Origin of the sequence: Pseudomonas sp. C2B4 (assembly GCF_013359695.1) — a bacterium.
Classification (GTDB): domain Bacteria; phylum Pseudomonadota; class Gammaproteobacteria; order Pseudomonadales; family Pseudomonadaceae; genus Aquipseudomonas.
Map to the genome: position 1 here is coordinate 1 of NZ_JABFMU010000045.1, position 24393 is coordinate 24393.

At 60.0% G+C, this 24393-nt stretch carries 19 protein-coding genes; 14 read left to right on the forward strand and 5 right to left on the reverse strand.

What is annotated here, in order from left to right:
• Window positions 1-199 precede the first annotated feature (199 nt).
• The 5 genes from HNQ83_RS23100 (at window position 200) to gcvP (ending at window position 7852) form a co-directional block, all read left to right on the forward strand.
• Window positions 200-1204, forward strand: a complete 1005-nt coding sequence (locus tag HNQ83_RS23100) for an extracellular solute-binding protein (RefSeq protein WP_175391072.1) — start codon at window positions 200-202, stop codon at window positions 1202-1204.
• A gap of 231 nt (window positions 1205-1435) precedes the next feature.
• Window positions 1436-3052, forward strand: a complete 1617-nt coding sequence (locus tag HNQ83_RS23105) for an ABC transporter permease subunit (RefSeq protein ID WP_175391073.1) — start codon at window positions 1436-1438, stop codon at window positions 3050-3052.
• A 156-nt stretch (window positions 3053-3208) separates the two neighbouring features.
• Window positions 3209-4291: a glycine cleavage system aminomethyltransferase GcvT gene (gene gcvT / locus HNQ83_RS23110; RefSeq protein WP_175391074.1), complete on the forward strand. Its 1083-nt coding sequence runs from the start codon at window positions 3209-3211 to the stop codon at window positions 4289-4291.
• Window positions 4292-4338: 47 nt separating this feature from the next.
• The gene (gene gcvH / locus HNQ83_RS23115) at window positions 4339-4722 is read left to right on the forward strand and encodes a glycine cleavage system protein GcvH (protein ID WP_175391075.1); all 384 of its coding nucleotides are present in this window, start codon (window positions 4339-4341) and stop codon (window positions 4720-4722) included.
• Window positions 4723-4978: 256 nt separating this feature from the next.
• Window positions 4979-7852: an aminomethyl-transferring glycine dehydrogenase gene (gene gcvP / locus HNQ83_RS23120; protein ID WP_175391076.1), complete on the forward strand. Its 2874-nt coding sequence runs from the start codon at window positions 4979-4981 to the stop codon at window positions 7850-7852.
• A 175-nt stretch (window positions 7853-8027) separates the two neighbouring features.
• Here gcvP and HNQ83_RS23125 read toward each other — a convergent pair whose 3' ends face one another.
• The 3 genes from HNQ83_RS23125 to HNQ83_RS23135 form a co-directional block, all read right to left on the reverse strand.
• Window positions 8028-8345 (reverse strand): DUF2388 domain-containing protein, encoded by a 318-nt coding sequence (locus HNQ83_RS23125; protein ID WP_175391077.1) that lies wholly within the window; start codon window positions 8343-8345, stop codon window positions 8028-8030.
• Window positions 8346-8417: 72 nt separating this feature from the next.
• The gene (locus HNQ83_RS23130) at window positions 8418-10202 is read right to left on the reverse strand and encodes a GspE/PulE family protein (RefSeq protein WP_175391078.1); all 1785 of its coding nucleotides are present in this window, start codon (window positions 10200-10202) and stop codon (window positions 8418-8420) included.
• Between the two features lie 90 nt (window positions 10203-10292).
• Window positions 10293-10631: a hypothetical protein gene (locus tag HNQ83_RS23135; protein ID WP_175391079.1), complete on the reverse strand. Its 339-nt coding sequence runs from the start codon at window positions 10629-10631 to the stop codon at window positions 10293-10295.
• Between the two features lie 126 nt (window positions 10632-10757).
• On the opposite strand from HNQ83_RS23135, the gene HNQ83_RS23140 reads away from it, so the two are divergent.
• The gene (locus HNQ83_RS23140) at window positions 10758-11222 is read left to right on the forward strand and encodes an Lrp/AsnC family transcriptional regulator (RefSeq protein WP_175391080.1); all 465 of its coding nucleotides are present in this window, start codon (window positions 10758-10760) and stop codon (window positions 11220-11222) included.
• 96 nt (window positions 11223-11318) lie between these two features.
• Here the strand turns inward: HNQ83_RS23140 and HNQ83_RS23145 are convergent, their stop codons facing one another.
• Window positions 11319-12686, reverse strand: a complete 1368-nt coding sequence (locus tag HNQ83_RS23145; protein ID WP_175391081.1) for an inorganic triphosphatase — start codon at window positions 12684-12686, stop codon at window positions 11319-11321.
• 156 nt (window positions 12687-12842) lie between these two features.
• Between HNQ83_RS23145 and argE the strand changes: the two genes are divergently transcribed.
• Both argE and argA read left to right on the forward strand, forming a co-directional pair.
• Window positions 12843-14012 (forward strand): acetylornithine deacetylase, encoded by a 1170-nt coding sequence (gene argE, locus HNQ83_RS23150; RefSeq protein ID WP_175391082.1) that lies wholly within the window; start codon window positions 12843-12845, stop codon window positions 14010-14012.
• Between the two features lie 265 nt (window positions 14013-14277).
• Window positions 14278-15576: an amino-acid N-acetyltransferase gene (gene argA / locus HNQ83_RS23155; RefSeq protein WP_175391083.1), complete on the forward strand. Its 1299-nt coding sequence runs from the start codon at window positions 14278-14280 to the stop codon at window positions 15574-15576.
• 129 nt (window positions 15577-15705) lie between these two features.
• Here argA and tauA read toward each other — a convergent pair whose 3' ends face one another.
• Window positions 15706-16695, reverse strand: coding sequence for a taurine ABC transporter substrate-binding protein (tauA, locus tag HNQ83_RS23160; protein ID WP_175391084.1), 990 nt, complete (start codon window positions 16693-16695; stop codon window positions 15706-15708).
• Window positions 16696-17049: 354 nt separating this feature from the next.
• Between tauA and HNQ83_RS23165 the strand changes: the two genes are divergently transcribed.
• The 6 genes from HNQ83_RS23165 to ssuD all read left to right on the forward strand — a co-directional run bounded on the left by HNQ83_RS23165 (window position 17050) and on the right by ssuD (window position 24384).
• On the forward strand, window positions 17050-18408 hold the full coding sequence (locus tag HNQ83_RS23165; RefSeq protein ID WP_175391085.1) for an OprD family outer membrane porin: 1359 nt from the start codon (window positions 17050-17052) through the stop codon (window positions 18406-18408).
• Between the two features lie 434 nt (window positions 18409-18842).
• Window positions 18843-20210, forward strand: a complete 1368-nt coding sequence (locus tag HNQ83_RS23170) for an OprD family porin (RefSeq protein WP_175391086.1) — start codon at window positions 18843-18845, stop codon at window positions 20208-20210.
• Window positions 20211-20590: 380 nt separating this feature from the next.
• A complete protein-coding gene (locus HNQ83_RS23175) occupies window positions 20591-21229 on the forward strand; it encodes a peroxiredoxin (RefSeq protein ID WP_175391087.1) in 639 nt (212 codons plus the stop codon).
• A 332-nt stretch (window positions 21230-21561) separates the two neighbouring features.
• Entirely contained in the window at window positions 21562-22155 is a 594-nt protein-coding gene (gene ssuE / locus HNQ83_RS23180) for an NADPH-dependent FMN reductase (RefSeq protein WP_175391088.1), read from the forward strand.
• A gap of 89 nt (window positions 22156-22244) precedes the next feature.
• Window positions 22245-23210: a sulfonate ABC transporter substrate-binding protein gene (locus HNQ83_RS23185; protein WP_175391089.1), complete on the forward strand. Its 966-nt coding sequence runs from the start codon at window positions 22245-22247 to the stop codon at window positions 23208-23210.
• 25 nt (window positions 23211-23235) lie between these two features.
• Window positions 23236-24384 (forward strand): FMNH2-dependent alkanesulfonate monooxygenase, encoded by a 1149-nt coding sequence (gene ssuD, locus HNQ83_RS23190; protein ID WP_008026018.1) that lies wholly within the window; start codon window positions 23236-23238, stop codon window positions 24382-24384.
• The last annotated feature ends 9 nt before the right edge of the window (window positions 24385-24393 follow it).

Consider the following 24393-nt stretch of genomic DNA (forward strand, 5'->3'; position numbering starts at 1 on the left):
TTGGGCGCCATCATAGCGCCCGATTGAAGTGTCCAAAATCATTAGGCCAGTTCAGCCTGCTCGCGAAGGCGGCGACACATTCACCCCCCCACCCCTGCTTGTGCAACATCTGGTAACGCCTCCACAAACTGTTCGATTGAGAAGGCAAATGTGAGTCCTTATCATTTGGCCTCATTTTTTCAATCGAGGGACCGCTCCCATGTTGGCACCGAAGCGTCTACTGACCGCACTGGCCCTGACCCTGATTGGCAGCACTGCCGCTCAGGCCGCCGACGAGGTGGTGGTCTACTCCTCGCGCATCGACGAGCTGATCAAACCGGTCTTCGATGCCTACACCGCCAAAACCGGCGTGCAGGTGAAGTTCATCACCGACAAGGAAGCGCCGCTGATGCAGCGGATCAAGGCCGAAGGCGAGAACGCCACCGCCGACCTGCTGCTGACGGTCGATGCCGGTAACCTCTGGCAGGCCGAGCAAATGGGCATCCTCCAGCCATTCACCTCGAAAACCATCGACGCCAACATCCCGACACAATACCGGGCGGCCTCTCACGCCTGGACCGGACTGAGCCTGCGGGCGCGGACCATCGCTTACTCCACCGACCGGGTCAAACCGGGTGAATTGACCACCTACGAGGCGCTGGCCGACAAGAATTGGGAAGGGCGCCTGTGCCTGCGCACGGCGAAGAAGGTCTACAACCAGTCCCTGACCGCCACCATGATCGAAGTCCACGGCGCCGAGAAAACCGAGAAGATCCTCAAGGGCTGGGTCAACAACCTGTCCACCGACGTGTTCTCCGACGACGTTGCGGTGCTGGAGGCCATCAGTGCCGGTCAGTGCGACGTCGGTATCGTCAACACCTACTATTACGGTCGCCTGCATAAACAGAAACCTGACCTGCCGGTGAAGCTGTTCTGGCCAAACCAGGCGGATCGTGGCGTACACGTCAACCTGTCCGGCATCGGCCTGACCAAACATGCCCCGCACCCGGAGGCCGCCAAGGCCCTGGTAGAGTGGATGACCACGCCCGAAGCGCAGAAAATCTTTGCTGACGTGAACCAGGAGTTCCCGGCTAACCCTGCCGTGAAACCATCCGATGAGGTGGCCGCCTGGGGCCAGTTCGTGGCCGATACCTTGCCTGTCGAAGTGGCGGGCAAGCGCCAGGCTGAAGCGATTCGCATGATGGATCGGGCTGGCTGGAACTAAGTCGCCCGATATACTGCGCCCCGCCTATGCGGGGCGTTTGTTTATGCGCCAGTCGCCTCTGACCCTGTAGGAGCAGCCAGTCGACGCTCGATTGCTCGCGAAAAACGTCAACGAAACGCGGGGTGCCTGGCAGTCCGCGGTGCCCTGACGTTCATCGCAAGCAAGCTCGCTCCTACAGAAGGCACCGCTATTGTGTCGATCACATCCATTAGAAAGTAGAGAACTAAGCCTGTGGCCCACCCCGCCCAACGCCGCTGGTATCCCCTGGTCTTCGCCATTGCTGCGCTGGTCCTGCTGCCCCTGAGCGTTTTGCTGCTTTCCTGGCAAGCCGTCGATCAACAGATCTGGTCCCACCTCTGGGATACGCAGATGCCGCGTCTGCTGGGCAATACTCTGACCTTGGTGCTCGGTGTCGGTGTCGGTGTAACCGTTCTCGGTGTGAGCCTGGCCTGGCTCACCAGCCTTTGCGAGTTCCCTGGCCGGCGCTGGCTGGACTGGGCGTTGATGCTGCCTTTTGCGATTCCGGCCTACGTGCTGGCCTTTGTCTTCGTCGGTCTGCTGGATTTCGCCGGTCCCGTGCAAACCCTGCTGCGCGAGTGGTTCGGCACGGGCCTGCGCTTGCCGCGCGTACGCTCCACGGGCGGGGTGATCCTGGTCCTGGTGCTGGTGTTCTATCCCTACGTTTACCTGCTGGCACGCACCGCGTTCCTGGCTCAAGGCAAAGGCCTGATGGAAGCTGCGCGGGTGCTGGGGCAATCGCCATGGCAGGCGTTCTGGCGGGTGGCCATGCCCATGGCGCGTCCCGCCATCGGTGCCGGCGTCGCGTTGGCGCTGATGGAAACCCTGGCGGATTTCGGCGCGGTATCAGTGTTTAACTTCGACACGTTCACCACGGCGATCTACAAGACCTGGTACGGTTTTTTCAGCCTCTCCACCGCCGCGCAACTGGCCAGCCTGTTGCTGCTGGTGGTGATGGTGGTCCTTTACGGCGAGCGTCGTGCCCGTGGCGCCAATCGGGCAAGTAACGAGCGGCCGCGGGTCAAGGCGCTGTATCACCTGCATGGCTTCAAGGCGCTGCTTGCCACGGGTTGGTGCGGTCTGGTGTTTGCTTGTGCCTTCGTCATTCCGATGCTTCAACTGTTGGCGTGGTTCTGGCAGCGTGGGCGCTTCGATCTGGATGAGCGTTACGCCGGCCTGATCGTCCATACCTTGTACCTGGGGGGGATGGCCGCCCTGATCACGGTCAGCGTTGCCCTGATTTTGGCGTTTGCCCGACGCCTGGCGCCGACCCAAGGCATACGCGCCGGGGTCAGCCTGGCCAATCTTGGCTATGCCTTGCCCGGTTCTGTGCTGGCGGTGTCGATCATGCTGGCGTTCAGTTACCTGGACCGCGAGCTGGTGATTCCGCTCTCCGGCTGGCTCGGTGGCGCCGGTAAACCTTTGTTGCTGGGCAGTCTGTCGGCGCTGCTGCTGGCCTATCTGGTCCGCTTCATCGCGGTGGCTTACGGGCCGCTGGAAAGCAGTCTGGCGCGTATACGGCCATCTTTGCCCGAAGCGGCACGTAGCCTTGGCGTCAGTGGGCCACGACTGTTTTTCAAAGTGTATCTGCCGTTGTTGCTGCCGGGCTCGTTGAGCGCAGCGCTGCTGGTATTCGTCGATGTGCTCAAGGAAATGCCCGCGACCCTTCTGATGCGCCCGTTTGGCTGGGACACGCTGGCGGTGCGTATCTTCGAAATGACCAGCGAGGGTGAGTGGGCGAGGGCGTCGTTGCCGGCACTGACCCTGGTTTTGGTCGGTCTGCTACCGGTCATCGGATTGATCCGACGTTCAGCGCATCGAAACAGCTAGGTGTCAGTCCTACACCTTGCGGCTACAATGCGCGGCATTCGGTGCGGTCCGTCTGACAGACAAGGTAGTAGAAGTCGGCTGGAAGCCTTTTGTTTCAAGGCTTTCATTCGATAAAGCACTCGCCCGCACCTTCGCCACGCCCGGAAGGAGAAACCCATGGGACAGCGTACGCCTCTGTATGACCTTCATCTCGCCCTCGGCGCGAAGATGGTCGATTTTGGCGGTTGGGATATGCCTCTGCATTATGGATCGCAGGTCGAGGAGCACCATGAGGTGCGCCGCGATTGCGGTGTTTTCGATGTATCCCACATGACCGTGATCGATGTCGGCGGCCCCCAGGCCAAGGCCTGGCTTCAGCATTTGCTGGCCAATGACGTCGAACGCCTGCACAGTTCTGGCCGCGCCTTGTACAGCACCATGCTCAATGAGCGCGGAGGCATCGTCGACGACATGATCGTCTACCGTCTGGACGATGGTTATCGACTGGTGGTCAACGCCTCGACCCGCGATCAGGACATGGCATGGATGCAAGCCCATCTCGACGGCTTCGCCGTACAGCTCAGCGAACGTTCCGAGTTGGCGATGCTGGCCATTCAAGGTCCCCATGCCCGACAAAAAGTCGCGGAGCTGGTGAACCAATCCCGGGGCAATCTGATTCAGCTGCTCAAGCCCTTCGAAGGTCAGCCTGACGGTGACTGGTTCATCGCGCGCACCGGCTACACCGGTGAAGACGGTCTGGAAATCATCCTGCCGGCCGATCAGGCGCCGGGATTCTTCAACGATCTGGTGGGGGCGGGCATTTCCCCGATCGGTCTTGGCGCACGGGATACCCTGCGGGTCGAAGCCGGCATGAACCTGTACGGCCAGGACATTCATCAAGACGTTTCACCGCTGGCCTCCAACATGGCCTGGAGCATTGCCTGGGAACCGGCCGCCCGCCAGTTCATCGGGCGCTCGGCGCTCGAAGCCGAACAGGCTGCTGGCGTACAGCATAAATTGGTCGGTCTGGTCCTTGAGGAACGCGGGGTTTTGCGCGCTCATCAAGTGGTCCGTATCGCCGATGTTGGCGAAGGGGAGATCACCAGTGGTAGTTTCTCTCCTACGCTTAGCAAGTCGATTGCACTGGCGCGCGTGCCGATGGCAACTGCCGACCGCGCCGAAGTGGAAATCCGTGGCAAGTGGTACCCGGTCCGAGTGGTCAAGCCGACCTTCGTACGCCATGGCAAAACCTTGATCTAACCTTTCTGGCGGCAATGACCGCTGACAATTTCCCGAGGACACAGAACATGAGCGATATCCCTGCCGAACTGCGTTTTGCCGAAAGTCACGAATGGGCACGCCTGGAAGCCGATGGCACCGTCACCGTGGGCATCAGCGATCACGCGCAGGAAGCGCTGGGTGATGTGGTATTCGTCGAGCTGACCGAAGTCGGAAACGTCTTCGGCGCTGGTGATCAAGCCGGTGTGGTGGAGTCGGTTAAAGCGGCATCCGACATCTATTCCCCGGTGTCCGGTGAAGTGATCGCGGTCAACGAAGACCTGAGCGGTACACCTGAACTGCTGAACTCCGACCCGTACGGCGCGTGGATCTTCAAACTCAAGCCAAGCGACAAGGCTGAGCTGGACAAGCTGCTCGATGCCGCCGGTTACAAGGCCGCCATTGGCGAGTAAGCCTTTAGCGTCATCCCAAAGCCCCGACTTGTCGGGGCTTTTTATTGCCTGTCGGAATGATCGTTGTGGGAGCGAGCCTGCTCGCGAAAGCGGTGGGACAGTCGAAACCCATGTCACCTGTTGAACCGCCTTCGCGAGCAGGCTCGCTCCCACAAGGGTCAGCAGGTTCTGTCAAAGGCTCGCTCTTGGCACCGGCTGCTATGCTGGTTTGACCGTGTTGCATCGACGTTGAGCGCCAGTCAAGAGAGAGCCCGTCATGTCCCAGTTGCCGTCTTTGAGCCAGTTACGCGACCCCAATGCCTTTCTTCGCCGTCACCTCGGGCCGGATGCCGCCGAGCAGCAGGCCATGCTCGACAGCCTTGGCCTCGGTAGCCGGGTCGAGCTGATTGAACAGACGGTGCCGCCGGGCATTCGCCTCAACCGCGCTCTGGATCTACCGCCGGCCCTCGATGAAGAAGCGGCGCTGGCCAAGCTGCGGGGCTATGCCGAGCAGAACCAGGTCTGGACCAGCCTGATTGGCATGGGTTATCACGGCACGCTCACGCCGGCCGTCATCCTGCGCAACGTGCTGGAAAACCCCGGTTGGTACACCGCCTATACACCGTATCAACCGGAAATCGCCCAGGGGCGGCTCGAAGCGCTGCTGAATTTCCAGCAATTGACTATCGATCTCACGGGGCTGGAGCTGGCCAACGCTTCGCTACTGGACGAAGCCACCGCGGCGGCGGAAGCCATGGCCCTGGCCAAACGGGTCGCCAAGTCGAAAAGCAATCTGTTCTTTGTCGATGAAAACTGCCATCCGCAAACCATTTCCGTGGTGCAGACCCGGGCCGAAGGATTCGGCTTCGAGCTGATCATCGACGCTGTGGAAAACTTGAAGCAGCACCAGGTGTTCGGTGCGCTATTGCAATATCCCGACACCCACGGCGAGATCCGCGATTTGCGGCCGTTGATCGATCACCTGCATGCCCAGCAAGCGCTGGCGTGCGTTGCCGCCGACCTGCTGAGCCTGCTGCTGTTGACGCCGCCGGGGGAGTTGGGCGCCGACGTGGTGTTCGGCTCGTCCCAGCGGTTTGGCGTACCGATGGGCTACGGTGGACCGCATGCGGCGTTCTTTGCCAGCCGTGACGAATACAAGCGGGCGATTCCCGGGCGGATCATCGGTGTCTCGAAGGATGCCCGCGGCAACGTCGCCCTGCGCATGGCCCTGCAAACCCGCGAGCAACATATTCGCCGGGAAAAGGCCAACTCGAACATTTGCACCGCACAAGTGTTGTTGGCCAACATTGCCAGCTTCTACGCGGTCTACCACGGCCCGGAAGGACTCAAGCGCATTGCCCAGCGTGTGCACCGACTGACCTGCATCCTCGCCACAGGCCTTGAGCGCAAAGGCATCACCCGCCTCAACCAGCACTTCTTCGACACCCTGACCCTGGACGTCGGCGGCACCCAGACCGCGATCATCCAAAGCGCCCAGGCCGCGCAGATCAATGTGCGCATTCTGGGGCGCGGGCAATTGGCCTTGAGCCTCGACGAAACCTGTGACGAATCCACCGTGGCCAGGTTGTTCGATGTGTTTCTGGGGGCCGATCATGGGCTGAGCGTCGAAGAACTCGATGCCGAGGTGCTGGCTTCAGGAATCCCGGGCCCCCTGCAAAGAACCACGCCCTACCTGCGCCATCCGGTGTTCAACGCCCATCACAGCGAAACCGAGATGCTGCGTTACCTCAAGCAGCTGGAAAACAAGGATCTGGCGCTCAACCAGTCGATGATCCCGTTGGGCTCGTGCACCATGAAACTCAATGCCACCAGCGAGATGATCCCGATCACCTGGCCGCAATTCGCCAACCTGCACCCGTTCGCGCCGAAAGAGCAGGCGGTCGGTTATTCATTGATGATCGAAGAGCTGGAGCGCTGGCTCTGCGCGATCACCGGCTTCGATGCGATCTGCATGCAGCCCAACTCCGGTGCCCAAGGCGAGTACGCGGGACTGCTGGCGATCGGCAAATACCACGAGAGCCGTCAGCAGGGCGAGCGGGACATCTGCCTGATCCCGTCGTCGGCCCACGGCACCAACCCGGCCTCGGCACAGATGGCCGGGATGCGTGTGGTGATTGTCGAGTGCGACGAAGCCGGCAACGTCGACCTGGATGACCTGAAAGAAAAGGCTGCCCAGGCCGGCGACAAACTCGCTTGCCTGATGGCGACCTATCCATCGACACACGGCGTTTACGAGGAAGGCATCAGCGAAATCTGCGAAGTTATCCACAGCCACGGCGGTCAGGTGTACATGGATGGCGCCAACCTCAATGCTCAGGTCGGCCTGGCGCGGCCGGCGGATATTGGCGCCGATGTATCGCACATGAACTTGCACAAAACCTTCTGCATTCCCCATGGCGGTGGCGGGCCGGGCATGGGACCGATTGGCGTGCGCGCGCACCTGGCCCCGTTCGTGGCCAATCACCCCGTGGTGCCGATCGACGGGCCACTGGCGCAGAACGGTGCCGTCAGCGCGGCGCCGTGGGGCAGCGCGAGCATTCTGCCGATCAGTTGGATGTACATCGCCATGATGGGGCCGCAATTGGCCGACGCCAGCGAGGTGGCGATCCTCGCCGCGAATTACCTGGCGCGGCACTTGTCCGGCGCTTTCCCCGTGCTCTACACCGGGCGGAACGAGCGGGTGGCCCACGAATGCATTCTTGATTTGCGACCGCTCAAGACACTGACCGGCATCACCGAGGAAGACGTTGCCAAGCGTCTGATGGACTATGGCTTCCATGCGCCAACCATGTCGTTCCCGGTGCCGGGTACGCTGATGGTCGAGCCGACCGAAAGCGAATCGAAGGCGGAGCTGGACCGCTTTATCGGCGCGATGTTGAGTATCCGCGCGGAAATTACCGAGGTGCAGAACGGCAACTGGCCGGCCGAGGACAACCCGCTCAAACGTGCGCCCCATACCTTGGCCGATATCACCGGGATCTGGGAGCGCCCCTACAGCATCGAACAAGGCGTGACTCCGGATGCTCACACCAAGGCCCACAAGTACTGGCCAGCGGTGAACCGGGTGGACAATGTGTATGGCGACCGGAATCTGTTTTGTGCCTGTGTGCCGCTGGATGAGTACCGCTGATCTCCCGGCCACGCATAACCCCTGTGGGAGCGAGCCTGCTCGCGAAAGCGATGCAACAGTCACGATGATTTCGACTGACCTACCGCCTTCGCGAGCAGGCTCGCTCCCACAGGGGGCTATCGTAGGGCAAAAAAATGCCGCTCATGTGAGCGGCATTTTTTGTTTGGCTGGAAGATTACTCCGAAGCCACGGCATTCTTCGCCAGGATCGCGTTCGCCAGTTCCATGTCCGTGGCCTGCAGGCCCGGGTTGTCGGCGCGGACTTTCTGCATCGCGGCTTCCAGATACGGGCCGCGGATGCCGCCGTCACTGGCGACGAAGCTGCCGGCATCGTCCTGGGCTGCAACGATCATCTTGTGATCCTTGAAGGTCAGGTAGGTCGAACCGGTGGTCGCACCGGAGGTAAGAACGTTACGCCAAAAGCTATCAGCCATCGCCGAACCGACAGGCAGGGACAACAGGGCGATGGTAGCGACAGCAAGTTTGAGACGCATAAAAAGTAACTCCACTGGATAAACTACCGCCTTTGATAGCGATTCCCCCAATCGAGTTCCATCACCGCGCACCTACTTCTGCTCGCTCTGGGGCGTCACACGCAGGACCTCTTCGACCGTGGTCAAGCCAGCCGCCACCTTTTGCGCCCCCGACAATCGCAAGCTGCGCATGCCCTCCTTGAACGCCTGACGCCGAACCGCCAGCAAATCGGTATCGGGACTGATCAGCGCTTTCACGCCATCGGTCAACTGCATGATTTCGTACACCCCGGCGCGGCCGTGATAGCCGGTGTCGCGGCATTCCAGGCAACCGATGGCGCGTTGGGCATGAGTGGGCAGAGGCGCCTGCCAGGGCCGGGTCAGGGTTTGCCAGTCTTCCTCGCCCAGGGTTTGCGGGGCCTTGCAATGCGGGCACAAGGTTCGCACCAGCCGTTGGGCCATGACCCCGAGCACGGTGGCTTTGATCAGGTAGTGCGGCACGCCCAGTTCCAGCAGGCGGCTGATGGCGCTCGGCGCATCGTTGGTGTGCAGCGTCGACAGCACCAGGTGACCGGTGAGGGCGGCCTGGATCGCCATCTCGGCGGTTTCGAGGTCGCGGATCTCGCCGATCATGATGATGTCCGGGTCTTGCCGCATCAGCGCGCGTACCCCGGAAGCAAAGGTCAGGTCGATATTGTGCTGGACCTGCATCTGGTTGAACGCCGGTTCGATCATTTCAATCGGGTCTTCGATGGTGCAGAGGTTGACCTCCGGCGTCGCCAGTTTCTTCAATGTGGTGTACAGCGTGGTGGTCTTGCCGGAGCCCGTCGGCCCTGTAACCAGGATGATGCCGTTGGGCTGGCGGGTCATGTCCTGCCAGCGTCGCAGGTCGTCGGCTGAAAACCCAAGCTGATCGAAGTCCTTGAGCAGCACCTCGGGATCGAAGATCCGCATGACCATTTTTTCGCCAAAGGCCGTCGGCAGGGTCGACAGCCGCAATTCGACTTCGCCGCCGTCCGGGGTCTTGGTCTTGACCCGGCCATCCTGGGGTTTGCGTTTCTCCGCAACGTTCATCCGTCCCAGGCTTTTCAGGCGGCTGACGATGGCCATGGTCACCTGCGGCGGGAATTGATAGACGTTGTGCAGTACGCCGTCGATGCGAAAGCGCACGGTGCCTTGTTCGCGCCGGGGTTCGATGTGGATATCGCTGGCACGCTGTTGAAAGGCGTACTGGAATAGCCAGTCGACAATGTTGACGATATGCGCGTCATTGGCATCCGGCTCCTGATCGCTGGCGCCGAGATTGAGCAGCTGTTCGAAGTTACCCAAGGTGCTGGTCTGCTGATCGGCGTTGCTCGCCCCCGTGACCGATTTGGCCAGGCGGAAAAACTCCACGCTGAAGCGCTGGATGTCCACCGGGTTGGCCACCACGCGCTTGATCGGCAACTTCAGCACATGGGTCAGGTCCGCTTCCCAGCCGTTGACGTAGGGTTGCGCGCTCGCAACGGTCACGGCGTCGCGGTCGATGGATACCGCAAGAATCTTGTGGCGCTGGGCGAAGGCATAGGACATGAGCGGTGTCACGGCCGCCACGTTGATTTTCAGCGGGTCGATACGCAGGTAAGGCTGGCCTGCCTGTTGGGACAACCAAAGGGTCAGGTTTTCCAGGTCGAGGTGCTTGCCGGGGCGGCTGAGATCCTCCAGCTGTTGGCTGGCGATGAACTCCAGGGGGTGCATCTGGCCATGGGCGGCGTGGCGGCGACGGGCATTGAGCGCGTGCTCGGCCGCATCCTGGCTGATAAAGCCCTGGGCGACCAGCTCACGCAGCACATCATTGAGATCCAGCCAGCGGTCCTGAATGGCGAGTTGAACGGACATGCGGGCTCCTTTAGAACAACAGTGCGCAAAGGATAGACGTGGCGCCACAGACCGTTGGGCCACTACCCGACGAAGCCGTATCGGCGTTTTTCAGCCGGTCGCCTGGACGGTTTCAACCCAGGCCGCATCAGCGCTTTGCAGATCCACCGAGCAAACGCTGATCAGGTTGCGAAGTTTTTCCGCGATCACTTGGGCGCGGTGCCAGCTCAAACCATCGATGACAACGTCGATCGCCAGCAGATCGTCCTGGCGCTGCACGTGCACCTGCTCCGGCGTCAGGAACTGCAAAGCGAACAGGTTGAGCGCGCGACACAGCAGATCGGGCTCGGCTTCGGCGAGTAATTGGTAATGAGCCCTGCAATGGGCGTTACCGACATTCCAGACATCGGCGCGGGCGGGCAGGGTGTTCACGGCTTCCAGGTGCGGCATGGCTCTTCTCCAAAATCACTGGAGAAAGTTTTACATTCGAAGGCGGGTATTTCTTATCTATGATGAGCTGAATTGCGATTGTATTGAATCGTATGATTCATCAGGCCACCCTTTATAGGTTTTTTTATGCAAAGCGAATTGGACGGCTACGACCGCAAGATCCTGGCATTGCTGCAGGAGGACGCTTCGCTCTCCAGTGCGCAGATCGCCGAGCAGGTGGGGCTTTCGCAGTCGCCGTGCTGGCGACGAATCCAGCGGATGAAAGAAGAGGGGATCATTCGCGGTCAGGTGACCTTGCTCGACCGTAAGAAAATCGGCCTGAACACGCAGATTTTCGCCCAGGTCAAACTCAACGCCCACGGACGCTCGAACTTCACCGAATTCACCGAGGCGATTCGCGGGTTTCCCGAGGTGCTGGAGTGTTACGTGCTGATGGGGGCGGTGGATTTCATGCTGCGGATTGTGGCGGCGGACATCGAGGCGTATGAACGCTTCTTTTTCGAGAAGCTGTCGATGGTGCCGGGGATTCAGGAGGTCAACTCGATTGTGGCATTGTCGGAGATCAAGTCCACGACGAGTTTGCCGGTTTGAGATTTGCGGTGAATGTGCTGGCCTCTTCGCGAGCAGGCTCGCTCCCACAGGAGAACGCATTTCAATGTGGGAGCGAGCCTGCTCGCGAAGGCGGTATTACAGACGCAGAAGCATCTTCCAGGCACGGTTCTGATACACCGCAATCGCCTGCTGCTTACGCGCATCCAGGGCTTCGTCGGTGATCGGCTCGTTGGCCAGTTGCGCCAGTTTGTTCAGCTCGCCATACAGGCGATCCATTTCCGGGATGTCCAGCACGTTGCGCGCATGGTGCAGCCAGGCCTGGATGCGTTCGATGCGCGGCAGTTGCTCGGCCAGGTCTTCCGGTTGCTGCTGATAACGCTGCAACTGGAGCGAATTGGCTTCTTCTCCCAGCAGGCGCGGCAACCAGCTGCCCAGTTGCGCGGCGCCCTGGCGGTTGCCACGGGTGTTGCGGTCGGCGGTCCAGGTGCGGGCCAGCAACCAACGCGACGTGTTTAGCGAGAACAAGCCCCAGCGCGGGTCTTCGAGTTCTTCGAGGAACTGCTCCGGCGCGGCTTTGCGCACGTCTTCATCCTCCACGCCAGCCTGAACCAGCGGACGCCAGTCTTCGAGCAAGGCATCCAGCGCGACGCGCAGGTCATGGGTCGATTGACGTGGCGCGGCCTGGCCGAGGCTGCTGACCAGCGCGCGCAGTTCGGCGAGGCTTTCCACCCAGTCTTGCAGCAGGCGCCAGTGGCCGTTGAAGCGATATTGCTCGGCCAGACGCTGACTGCTGCCCAGCAAATGCCAGCACAGTGCGGCGAAGGCATCATCCAGCGGTGTTTCGGCAGTGAGTTGCGGTGCCGGCAGGCTCAACGAGTAGCTGTTGGCGTCATACAGGCGATAGCCGCGCTCGGCCTTGCTGATATCACACGGCATCAGCGCCAGTTTCTCGGCCAGTTCTGCGGCCAGTTCCAGCAATGCGGCCGGTTCGCCTTCGCGCAGCTCCAGCTCCAGCTCGCAGATTTCTTCTTTCTGTTTGCCGACCACGACGTGACCCAGGTCCAACGCGGCCTCGATGACCACTTTGGTCTTGCCACGGCCCCAGGCGATTTCGGCGCGCTCGCGGACGAAATCGGTGGTGAAGATCGGCTTCAGGGTTTTCTTGTCCAGCTCGGCCAAGGCTTCAGGCCAGCATTCGCCGTCAAGCTTCTTCACGTCCAGCTTGGCTTTGGGCAGGTTCCAATCGTACTCGTGACGCTCGGACAAACCGGCGACGCTCTGGCCACGGGTCTTGAGGGTCTGAATCACGTCTTCGCCATCCTTGCGCAGGCGCAAGGCCACTTTGGCACGGGCCAGGTCGCGCTCAGGCGTGTCGAAGTACTGGTTCATCAACTCACGGCGTTCCCAGCCACTTTTGTTGCGTTTTTTCAGTAAAGGGTGCTCGCGCAGGGCGGCGAGGGTTTCGCGGCTGACGCGGAGTTTGATTTCGGTTTCTTTCTGCATGGCCGGAAAATCCAGGATCGGGAGCGCAGCCGGGGGAATGTGTGGCTGCCAAGGTCGTGCAGTGTACAGCACTGGTCAAACCAACGCGCCGCGACGGTTTATTCCTGTCGCAAGATGGCTCTATGATGGACTTCAATTCGGGAGCTGGAGCCAGCGATGCCTTTGCCGTCCATGAAAGATCAGTTCGCTGCACTGATTGCTGCACCGTCCGTCAGTTGCACCCAGGCGAGCCTCGATCAATCCAATCGCCCGGTGATCGACCTGCTGGCCGCGTGGCTTGGCGACCTGGGATTTGCCTGCGACATCCAGCAGGTCAGCCCTGGTAAGTTCAACTTGCTGGCCAGTTTTGGCAGTGGCCCGGGTGGTCTGGTGCTGGCCGGTCACAGCGACACGGTGCCGTTCGACGGCGCGCTGTGGCAGACCGACCCATTGAAGCTCACCGAAGTCGACGGTCGCTGGGTTGGCTTGGGCGTTTGCGACATGAAGAGCTTTTTCGCCCTGGCCATCGAAGCGGTCAAACCGCTGCTCGATCAACCGTTCAAGCAACCGCTGTTGATCCTCGCCACCTGCGATGAAGAAAGTTCGATGTCCGGTGCCCGGGCGCTGGCTGAGGCGGGGCGACCGCTGGGACGCGCCGCTGTGATCGGCGAACCGACCGGCCTCAAGCCGATTCGCATGCACAAAGGCATCATGATGGAGCGCATCGATATCCTCGGGCAGAGCGGGCATTCCTCGGACCCGCGCCTGGGGCACAGCGCCCTGGAAGCCATGCACGATGCCATCGGCGAACTGCGCGGCCTGCGTCTGCTGTGGCAGCGCGAATTCCGCAATCCACAATTCAGCGTACCGACCCCGACCCTGAATTTCGGCTGCATCCATGGCGGTGACAACCCGAACCGCATCTGCGGCCAATGTTCGCTGGAATTCGACCTGCGCCCCCTGCCGGGCATGGACCCCAAGGTCCTGCGTGCCGAGATCCTGCAGAAGCTCATGCCGATTGCCGAGCGGCATCAGGTCAAGATTGATTACGCGCCGCTGTTTCCCGCCGTGCCGCCGTTCGAGCAGGCTGAAGACTCGGAACTGGTGCGGATCGCCGAAAAGCTGACCGGCCACAGTGCCGAAGCGGTAGCGTTTGGGACCGAAGCGCCTTATCTTCAGCGACTTGGCTGCGAAACGCTGGTGCTCGGTCCAGGAGATATTGCCTGCGCCCACCAACCGGGGGAATTCCTTGAAATGTCACGTTTGCAGCCTACGGTGCATCTATTACGTCAGTTGATTGAACATTACTGCCTGACACCGGCCCAAACATCGGTGCCAAACGGTTAAGCGCAATCAATGTGGGAGCGAGCCTGCTCGCGAATGCGGTGGGTCAGGCAGCATGGATTTCGGCTGTAACTCCGCCTTCGAGAGCAGGCTCGCTTCCACAGGTTTGTGCATTGCCTGGCAGGCCGTATAAATTGCCGGTACCCCAACCCGTATTCATGAGGAGAGCGCGCGTGTCGCCAAGCCTGTTCCGACGATAACCATCAGCCCGCTGTGCGTTTTCTGTTTCGCCCTTTTTTCGGCTGCTATTTATTACAGGCCCAGGTTCATGCCCGAATACGTCAATTGGCTTCGTCACGCTTCGCCTTACATCAACGCCCACCGCGATTGCACCTTTGTCGTCATGCTTCCTGGCGACGGCGTTGAACACCCCAACTTCGGCAATATCGTCCATGACCTGGTGCTGTTGCACAGCCTGGGCGTGCGACTGGTGTTGGTTCACGGTTCCCGCCCGCAGATCGAAGCACGCCTCGCCGCCCGCGGCCTGACCCCGCATTACCATCACGGCATGCGCATCACCGATGCCGCGACCCTGGAATGCGTGATCGATGCCGTTGGCCAACTGCGCATCGCCATCGAAGCGCGGCTGTCGATGGACATGGCGTCATCGCCCATGCAGGGCTCGCGCCTGCGGGTGGCCAGCGGCAACCTGGTGACGGCACGGCCGATCGGCGTGCTCGAAGGCGTCGATTATCACCACACCGGCGAAGTGCGCCGGGTCGACCGCAAGGGCATCAATCGCCTGCTGGACGAGCGCTCCATCGTGCTGCTGTCGCCATTGGGCTACTCGCCGACCGGTGAAACCTTCAACCTCGCCTGCGAAGACGTCGCCACCCGCGCGGCCATCGACCTGGGCGCGGACAAGCTGCTGCTGTTCGGTGCTGAAGAAGGTTTGATCGATGAACACGGGCGACTGGTTCGTGAGCTGCGTCCGCAACAGGTGCCGGCGCATCTGCAGCGTCTGGGCAGCAATTACCAGGCGGAGCTGCTCGATGCCGCGGCTGAAGCCTGCCGTGGCGGCGTGGCCCGTAGCCATATCGTCAGCTATGCCGAGGACGGCGCGCTGCTGACCGAACTCTTCACCCGCGACGGTGGCGGTACGCTGGTGGCCCAGGAACAATTCGAAGTGGTGCGCGAAGCGGCCATCGAAGACGTCGGCGGATTGCTGGACTTGATCAGTCCGCTGGAGGAGCAGGGCATTCTGGTGCGGCGTTCGCGCGAAGTGCTTGAGCGTGAAATCGAGCAGTTCAGCGTGGTCGAGCGTGAAGGCATGATCATCGCCTGTGCGGCGTTGTATCAAATTGCCGATTCGGATGCCGGTGAACTGGCGTGCCTGGCGGTGAACCCGGAGTACCGTCATGGCGGTCGCGGCGATGAATTGCTGGAGCGCATCGAAACCCGCGCCCGGGCTCAAGGGTTGAAAACCCTGTTCGTCCTCACTACCCGCACCGCCCACTGGTTCCGCGAGCGTGGCTTCGCGCCGAGCAGCGTTGATCGTCTGCCGTCGGCTCGGGCGTCGCTGTACAACTATCAGCGCAATTCGAAGATCTTCGAAAAAGCCCTGTAACCGAGGGCTGTTGTGGCGAGGGGATTTAGCGAAACGTCGCACCGCCCCGTTGGACTGCGCAGCAGTCCCATTTTTGGGGCCACTTCGCAGCCCAACGGGGATAAATCCCCTCGCCACAGTGTTTTGCGCTTACTCCTGCACGAACTTCGCACTGACATACGGCGAATAATCCGGCAGCACCGTTTCTACCTTCCCTTGCTCCTTCAAGAACTTCGCCGTCTCACCAATCGCCTTGGCCGTGCCGCCGTCCAGCAACGCGCTGGTCTGTTGCGCCTTGGCATCCGGGAAGGCGGAGCCGGCCAGCAACTCAGGGACATCGGCGGCGTTTGCACCGGTCAGTTTGGCGATTTTCTGCACCGGTATGGAGTCCGCGGTCCAGCTGTCTTTATGTGCCGCATAGTCGGCAAATGAGTCCAGGGTGACCTTGGCGAACTTGGCCACGACTTCCGGATGCTTCTCGGCGTAATCCTTGCGCGCCACCCAGACTTCGAAGGTCGGCGCTCCCCATTGGCCAACCTGCGCGGCATCGGTCAAGGTCTTGCCGGTCTTGCGAATTTCCCCCAGCGCGGGCGACCAGACGAACGCGCCATCAATATCGCCACGCTTCCACGCAGCGGCGATTTCCGCCGGTTGCAGGTTCACCACTTTGACTTTCGACGCATCCAGGCCCCAGTGCTTCAGCGCACCCAGCAGGCTGTAGTGAGAGGTCGAAACGAACGGCGTGGCGATGGTCTTGCCGATCAGATCTTGCGGTTTTTCGATGCCACTGCCGTTGCGCACCACCAACGCTTCGGCCGCATTGATCTGTGCGGAGACGATGAACGCGACGATGGGAAGATTGCGTGAAGCGGCGGCTGCCAGCGGGCTCGAGCCGAGATTGCCGATCTGCACATCGCCGGACGCAATCGCAGTCACCACTTCCGGTCCACTGTTGAAACGCCGCCAATCGATCTTCTCGCCGATGGTTTTTTCGTAGAGGCCATCCGCCTGAGGCACTTTGCTGGGGTCGATACCGGTCTGGTAGCCGACCGTGAGGTTCGCCGCGTGAGCTGAAAAAGAAAAAAACAGCGACACACAAACTGTAACAAATGGACTGGATAGTGCGCGTTTGGTCGTCATGGCGAGGGCCTTTTCGATAGGTTTTGTTGCGGAATTGCTTCCAAACCTAATCGATCTAAAAAACGGCTAATAAATACCATTTAGGAATTAGCTTATGGGTAGGCTGCTCTACCCTAATGGGTGAGCGAAATTCCTAAAGGGTATGAGAAAAGAATCCACCCATTCTTTTCAGGTTTATGACGAACGCATGACCTTGCAAGGACCAAAAAAACGGGGATTAGACTATGGTCGTAGACACACAAAGTTACGATTGACTTGTGAGTCACGCTCTGGCGCTAATCGCGCATCTTAGGATTCCGGGCAATTGATTCGGGACCAGGACTACAAGAATTAGAGACGAGAGGAGTTTAAACAATGAACAAGTCGACCTTGGCTGTGGCCGTGGCCGTAGGTGTGTTGGCGCAGCAGGCAGGCGCCGCGGGTTTCATCGAAGACAGCAAGGCTTCCGTCAGTTCGCGTACCTATTATTTCGATTCCGATAAACGTGAAGGTTCTACTAGCACCGCTCCTAGTAATGCTGGTAACAGACAGCGAGAGGCCGCTGAAGGCCTGAAGTTCGACTTCCAGTCCGGTTTCACGCCAGGCACAGTCGGCTTCGGTATCGACGCTCAGGCGCTGGTCGGGATCCATCTGGACGGTGGCAAGGGCCATCACCCGAACGCCAACACGTTCAGCCCGAGCGATACCGACGGTTCGGCGACTGATGAGTGGAGCCGCTTGGCCGGTAATGTTAAGGGACGCTTCTCGAAGACCGAGGCCCACTACGGTGGCGCTCTGCAGCCCAACATGCCGATCCTGATCGCCAACGACAGTCGCGTGCTGCCACAAACCTTTGAAGGCGGCACCATCACTTCGAAGGAAATCGACAACGTCACCTTCAACGTAGGTCAACTCGAACATGCGACCGGTCGTGCTTCCTCCAACAGCACTGGTCTGTCTGTGAATGGCGCTACTCAGGACAGCAATCAGTTCCGTTACGCCGGTGCTGACTGGAAGGTCACCAAAGACTTGTTGCTGCAGTACTACTACGCGAACCTGGAAGATTTCTACAAGCAGAACTTCCTCGGCCTGGTTCACGTTTACCCGATCGCCCCGAACCAATCGTTCAAGACCGATCTTCGCTATTTCGACAGCAGCTCCGACGGCAAGAACTCCAGCGGCCAGGCTGGCTACCAGTTCAACAACAACGGTGGTTTCGCCAAGAACAAGGGTGAGGTCGATAACAAGACCTGGAGCGCCACGTTCACCTACACCCTGGGTGGCCACGCGTTTCTGCTCGGGCATCAGCGTGTCAACGATGACGGCGGCTTTGTCTTCCTGAACCAGGGTGCCGTTGTCGATAGCAACGGTCGCCCAGAAGGTGCGGGCGGTGCGAGCTTCTACTCGTTCACCGACGCTACTGTGGGTAGCTTCATCCGTGCCGGTGAGAACACCTCGTACGGTCAGTACTCCTATGACTTCGCCTCGCTGGGCGTACCCGGTCTGAAAGCTTCGATTGCTTACCTGAATGGTCAAGACATCAAGGATGTCAACGGCGGTAAAGACCTTAGCGAGCATGAGACCGACGCACGTATCGATTACGTGATTCAAACGGGCGTGCTGAAAGGGTTCGGTACAACTTTGCGTCACGGTACTTATCGTGGCGACGGCACCACCCTTGTTGATGAAGACCAGACTCGCTTGATCTTCAACTACACCTACGCCTTCAAGTAAGGCGTAGTTGTGAAAGAAGCCTCGTCTGCGGACGGGGCTTTTTTTGGGGCTCGGGTTTTTATTCCATAAAAGCAAATATCGATGATTTTTTATTCTTTTTAGATTTTTACGCAAACGCCTACAGTAGCCCCACCTGAACCACAGGCCCCCGCAACACTCTCGTTCACACCTGTTCCGCCCTCCGATCACCACGCCTACAGGAATCGGTTTGATTGCCGATATGTTCTGGTCGGACATCGTACGACGATATATATTCGATCTAGATATAAATAAGGATCGAGCGATTCATTTCGGTTTTATGAACGGGTATGCTGCGCCGCCCTGATTTTCAGGGGCAAGTATTCACTGCGGGTTCGTGGTGCACGTCATACGAATCAAGGATCCGGGGCATTCGACCTCGGACCAAAAAATTAGAAAACGATAGGAGCGAAACAATGAACAAGTCCACCCTGGCCCTGGCTGTGGCCGTAGGGGTTTTGGCGCAACAGGCAAGCGCCGCCGGTTTCATCGAAGACAGCAAGGCTACTTTGGGACTGCGTAACTTCTACATCAACCAGGACTACCGTGACGGTACCGGCAACGTCCCGAACAAAAACGAAGAATGGGGCCAAGGCTTCGACCTGCGTTTCACCTCCGGTTACACCCAAGGCACTGTCGGCTTCGGTATTGATGCGATTGGTTTGTTGGGCGTGAAGCTGGATTCGGGTGGCGGCACTAACGGTGCTACCGCTGCAACCGCAACGAACTACGGTTCTTACGGCGGCACCGTTTTCCCTAGCAAATCCAACGGCGAAGCGGTTGATAACTTCTCCAGCCTGGGCCTGACGGCCAAAGCCAAGATCTCCCAGACCGAACTGAAGCTGGGCACCCTGCAGCCAAAACTGCCGGTGATTGTGACCAACGACGGTCGTCTGTTGCCGCAAACGTTCCAGGGTGGCCAGATCACCTCGGGCGATATCAAGGACCTGACACTGGTAGGCGGTCAGATCGAGCACGCCAAGGGTCGTAACTCCAGCAACAACGAAGAGCTGTCGATTGCCGGTGCCAACAACCGCACGGCTGCTGGTCGCGACAGCAACAAGTTCATCTACGGTGGTGGTGACTACAAAATCACCAAGGACCTGACTGCCCAGTACTACTACGGCAATCTGGAAGACTTCTACAAGCAGCACTTCCTGGGTCTGACTCACAACTGGGCAATCGGCCCGGGCGTGCTGAAATCCGACCTGCGCTACTTCAACAGCCGAGATGATGGCGCAAATGGTCACGACTCTACCTACTTCAGCACCGGCGACTACAGCGGCGCTGCAAGTGGTCGAGGCAAAGTCGACAACAACCTGTACAGCGGCCTGTTCCTGTACTCCGTTGAAGGTCACACCTTCGGTGGCGGTTACCAGGTCAGCAACGGCAGCAGCGATTTCCCGTACCTGAACCAGGGCGACGGTGCATCGGCCTACATCATCACTGACATGCAAATCCAGAAGTTTGCCCGTGCCGGCGAGCGTACCTGGCAAGCACGTTACTCGTTCGATTTCGCCAAGGTCGGCGTGCCTGGCCTGACGGCTGGCGTGATTTACCTGCACGGTGACGACATCGATACCGTCAACGCTGCCGGTCGCCAGGCGGTCAACAACGCTTCCGAGTGGGAACGCGACCTGACCGTGGGCTACGTCGTTCAATCGGGCGCGCTGAAGAACCTCGGCCTGCAGTGGAGAAACGCCATGTGGCGTACCGATCTGCCGAACACTCGCTCCCAGGACGAAAACCGCCTGATCGTCAGCTACTCGATCCCGCTGTTGTAATAGCGTGTGGGAGCGAGCCTGCTCGCGAAGCGGTGTGTCATTCAGCTGATGTGCGGCTGACACGACGCTTTCGCGAGCAGGCTCGCTCCCACAGTGGGTAACCGACGCAAAAAAGCCCCGCCCGGCATCTCGCCGGGCGGGGCTTTTGCGTTTTCAAACCGGGCTCACCCCCGTAAACCCGCCTTGAAATTTCCCTCTTTTGCAGCAACTCAAGGCCTTCTCGAACCTTGTGGCCGATGTTCGGCTCGATCGGTGAGCACGTCCAGTGAACAGATGTTTAATATTTCTTTTGGGTCTAAACAAATCGATATTTATTCTTTTTAACAGATAAAAAACACAGGCACAGTTGAGCTCAACCAGCACTCACCAGGAGCGACACCATGAGCATCAGACTGGGCGACATCGCCCCCGACTTCGAACAGGATTCCAGCGCCGGTACCATCCGTTTCCACGAGTGGCTGGGCAATAGCTGGGGCGTGCTGTTTTCCCATCCGGCCGACTTCACGCCGGTGTGCACCACTGAGCTTGGCTTCACGGCCAAGTTGAAAGATGAATTCGCCAAGCGTGGGGTCAAGGCCATTGCGCTGTCGGTCGACCCGGTGGATTCGCACCACCGCTGGATCGAAGACATCAACGAAACCCAGAACACCGTCGTCAACTTCCCGATCCTCGACGACGCCGACCGCAAGGTCTCGGACCTCTACGACCTGATTCATCCCAATGCCAACGATACCCTGACGGTGCGCTCTCTGTTCGTGATCGATCCGAACAAGAAGGTCCGGCTGACCATCACCTACCCGGCCAGCACGGGCCGCAACTTCAATGAAATCCTGCGGGTGATCGACTCGCTGCAACTCACCGACAACCACAAGGTCGCCACTCCGGCCAACTGGCAGGACGGGGACGAGGTGGTGATCGTGCCGTCGCTCAAGGATGAAGAGGAAATCAAACAGCGCTTTCCGAAGGGCTATCGCGCGGTGAAGCCTTACTTGCGCCTGACGCCGCAGCCGAACCGTTGAGTCATTGAGTCTTGTGGTGTAGCGGATACCGCTTTCGCGAGCAGGCTCGCTCCCACAGTTGACCGCGTACCACTGTGGGAGCGAGCCTGCTCGCGAAGACGATGGCCCGGGCACCACGGAATTCAGAGTGAACAGAATCCACAAAGCAGGGGATTTCAGGCCGTTTCGACGGCCTTTTTTTTCGCCTGGGAGAAATGGAAATTTATATCTCCAAAACGAATAACCAAATGAATAAATATGATTTATAGATATATAAATCACCTGTTAAGGTCACTCCATCGAAGCGAGATCGCAAACCGCGAATCGCCTATACCGTTCAAGGAATTGTCCGAATGCTGGTGGTCTCACTCGGCGGCAGTCCCAGCCAACGCTCCCGTTCCGGGGTGCTGCTGGAGCGCTCCCAACGTTGGTTGCAAGGGCAGGGCGTGGAAGTGGTGAGTTATCAGGTACGGGACTTCCCGGCCGAAGACTTGCTGCATGCACGCTTCGACAGCCCGAAGGTGATCGACTTGCTGCAACAGATTGAAAATGCCGATGGCCTGCTGATTGCCACTCCGGTTTACAAAGCCTCGTTCTCCGGTGCGTTGAAAACCGTGTTGGACCTGCTGCCAGAACGCGCCTTGAGCCACAAAGTGGTTTTGCCGATGGCAACCGGGGGCAGCATCGCCCACATGCTGGCGGTGGATTACGCGCTCAAGCCCGTGCTCTCTGCGTTGAAGGCCCAGGAACTGCTCCAGGGGATCTTCGCGGTCGACAGCCAGATCGCCTACGGCGAAGGCAGCGCCCAGGCGCAGTTGGCCCCGGAGCTGGAACAACGACTGAATGAATCACTGGAGCTGTTTTTCAGCGCCATGGCGCGACGGCCCAAGCCGCTCGATCCGAACCTGTTGAATGATCGTTTGTTGAGTGCTCGCTGGAGCATTTAAGCCCCACCTGAAATTGAAGTACTGGCCTTACTCGCCCGCCAACGGGCAAGCAGGTGCAGCCAAAACCCAACTGCAAAAAGGAGAGCGCCATGCGCCCTGTCATTTTGCGTCGTGGTCTGGTCGCTCTGTTTGCAGCGGCTGTAGCCTTCGGCGCCATTACTCAAGCTCAAGCTGAAACCCTGCGAATCGGCTATCAGAAATACGGCACCCTGGTGCTGCTCAAAGCCAAAGGCACCCTGGAAAAGCGCCTCGCCGCCCAAGGCGTGGACGTGCAATGGACTGAATTCCCCGGTGGCCCGCAACTGCTCGAAGGCCTGAACGTCGGTTCCATCGACTTCGGCGTGACCGGCGAAACCCCGCCAGTGTTCGCTCAAGCGGCCGGCGCCGATCTGCTCTACGTCGCCTACGAACCGCCAGCGCCGCACAGCGAGGCGATCCTGGTGCCGAAAGACTCGCCGATCAAATCGGTGGCCGAGCTCAAGGGCAAGAAAGTCGTCCTGAACAAAGGCTCCAACGTGCACTACCTGCTGGTGCGCGCACTGGAAGACGCGGGCCTCAAATACACCGATATCCAGACCGTGTTCCTGCCGCCGGCCGATGCCCGCGCCGCGTTCGAACGTGGCAGCGTCGACGCCTGGGTCATCTGGGACCCGTACCAGGCAGCCGCCGAACAGCAACTGCAAGCGCGCACCCTGCGCGATGGCCAGGGCATCGTCGACAACCATCAGTTCTATCTGGCGACCAAGCCTTACGCACAAAAGAATCCTGAGGTGATCAAGACCCTGGTGGAAGAAGTGCGCGCAGTCGGCGAGTGGTCCAAGGCCAACCCGCAAGACGTGACCCAACAGGTGTCGCCACTGCTCGGCCTGCCAGCGGACATCACCCTGACCTCGGTGAAACGCCAGGGCTATGGCGCACTGTTCCTGACCCCGGAAGTGGTCGCCGCGCAACAGAAAATCGCTGACAGCTTCTACCAGCTCAAGCTGATTCCGAAGCCGCTGAGCATCAAAGACGTGATCTGGACGCCGCCGGCGGCCGTTGCCAAAGCCCAGTAAATCGATTCCCCAAGGAGACCACTCCATGAGCCTCAATATCTTCTGGTTCCTGCCTACCCACGGCGACGGCCATTACCTTGGCACCGCCGAAGGCGCTCGCGCCGTCGACCACGGTTACCTGCAACAAGTCGCGCAAGCGGCCGATCGCCTGGGCTTCGGCGGGGTGCTGATCCCTACCGGTCGCTCCTGCGAGGACTCGTGGCTGGTCGCCGCGTCACTGATCCCGGTGACCCAGCGTCTGAAGTTCCTTGTCGCCCTGCGCCCCGGGATCATTTCCCCGACGGTGGCGGCGCGTCAGGCGGCGACGCTGGATCGTTTGTCCGGCGGACGTGCGCTGTTCAACCTGGTGACCGGCGGCGATCCGGAAGAATTGGCCGGCGACGGTCTGTTCCTGACCCACGAAGAGCGCTATCAGGCTTCGGTGGAATTCACCCGCATCTGGCGTCGTGTGCTGGAAGGCGAAACCGTCGATTACGACGGTCAGCACATCAGCGTGAAGGGCGCCAAGTTGCTCTATCCGCCGATCCAGCAACCGCGTCCGCCGCTGTACTTCGGCGGCTCGTCGGAAGCGGCGCAGGATTTGGCTGCCGAGCAGGTGGAAATGGTCCTGACCTGGGGCGAACCACCGGCCGCCGTGGCCGAGAAGATCGAGCAAGTACGCGCCAAGGCCGCCAAGCTCGGTCGCACCGTGCGCTTCGGTATTCGTCTGCATGTGATCGTTCGCGAAACCAATGCCGAAGCCTGGCAAGCGGCGGATCGGCTGATCTCGCACCTGGACGACGACACCATCGCCCGCGCCCAGGCATCGCTGGCGCGCTTCGATTCGGTGGGTCAGCAACGCATGGCCGCGCTGCACGGCGGCAGTCGCGACAACCTGGAAGTCAGCCCCAACCTGTGGGCCGGCGTCGGTCTGGTGCGCGGCGGTGCCGGGACGGCGCTGGTGGGCGATGGTCCGACCGTGGCTGCCCGCGTGAAGGAGTACGCGGACCTGGGCATCGACACCTTCATCTTCTCTGGTTATCCACACCTGGAAGAGTCGTATCGCGTTGCCGAGTTGCTGTTCCCGCACCTCGATATCGAGCGTCCCGAGTTGCCGAAAAGCGCCGGTTACGTCAGCCCGTTCGGCGAGATGGTGGCCAACGATATTCTCCCCAAAGCCGCGTCCCAGAGCTGAGGCGCAGCC

Coding starts and splice junctions, on each gene's coding strand:
- HNQ83_RS23170 (WP_175391086.1), top strand. CDS start 18,843: ATGAACAAGTCCACCCTGGCCCTGGCTGTGGCCGTAGGGGTTTTGGCG.
- argE (WP_175391082.1), top strand. CDS start 12,843: ATGCCTTTGCCGTCCATGAAAGATCAGTTCGCTGCACTGATTGCTGCA.
- HNQ83_RS23145 (WP_175391081.1), bottom strand. CDS start 12,686: ATGCAGAAAGAAACCGAAATCAAACTCCGCGTCAGCCGCGAAACCCTC.
- gcvH (WP_175391075.1), top strand. CDS start 4,339: ATGAGCGATATCCCTGCCGAACTGCGTTTTGCCGAAAGTCACGAATGG.
- ssuE (WP_175391088.1), top strand. CDS start 21,562: ATGCTGGTGGTCTCACTCGGCGGCAGTCCCAGCCAACGCTCCCGTTCC.
- HNQ83_RS23140 (WP_175391080.1), top strand. CDS start 10,758: ATGCAAAGCGAATTGGACGGCTACGACCGCAAGATCCTGGCATTGCTG.
- ssuD (WP_008026018.1), top strand. CDS start 23,236: ATGAGCCTCAATATCTTCTGGTTCCTGCCTACCCACGGCGACGGCCAT.
- gcvT (WP_175391074.1), top strand. CDS start 3,209: ATGGGACAGCGTACGCCTCTGTATGACCTTCATCTCGCCCTCGGCGCG.
- HNQ83_RS23185 (WP_175391089.1), top strand. CDS start 22,245: ATGCGCCCTGTCATTTTGCGTCGTGGTCTGGTCGCTCTGTTTGCAGCG.
- argA (WP_175391083.1), top strand. CDS start 14,278: ATGCCCGAATACGTCAATTGGCTTCGTCACGCTTCGCCTTACATCAAC.
- gcvP (WP_175391076.1), top strand. CDS start 4,979: ATGTCCCAGTTGCCGTCTTTGAGCCAGTTACGCGACCCCAATGCCTTT.
- HNQ83_RS23175 (WP_175391087.1), top strand. CDS start 20,591: ATGAGCATCAGACTGGGCGACATCGCCCCCGACTTCGAACAGGATTCC.
- tauA (WP_175391084.1), bottom strand. CDS start 16,695: ATGACGACCAAACGCGCACTATCCAGTCCATTTGTTACAGTTTGTGTG.
- HNQ83_RS23135 (WP_175391079.1), bottom strand. CDS start 10,631: ATGCCGCACCTGGAAGCCGTGAACACCCTGCCCGCCCGCGCCGATGTC.
- HNQ83_RS23125 (WP_175391077.1), bottom strand. CDS start 8,345: ATGCGTCTCAAACTTGCTGTCGCTACCATCGCCCTGTTGTCCCTGCCT.
- HNQ83_RS23165 (WP_175391085.1), top strand. CDS start 17,050: ATGAACAAGTCGACCTTGGCTGTGGCCGTGGCCGTAGGTGTGTTGGCG.
- HNQ83_RS23130 (WP_175391078.1), bottom strand. CDS start 10,202: ATGTCCGTTCAACTCGCCATTCAGGACCGCTGGCTGGATCTCAATGAT.
- HNQ83_RS23100 (WP_175391072.1), top strand. CDS start 200: ATGTTGGCACCGAAGCGTCTACTGACCGCACTGGCCCTGACCCTGATT.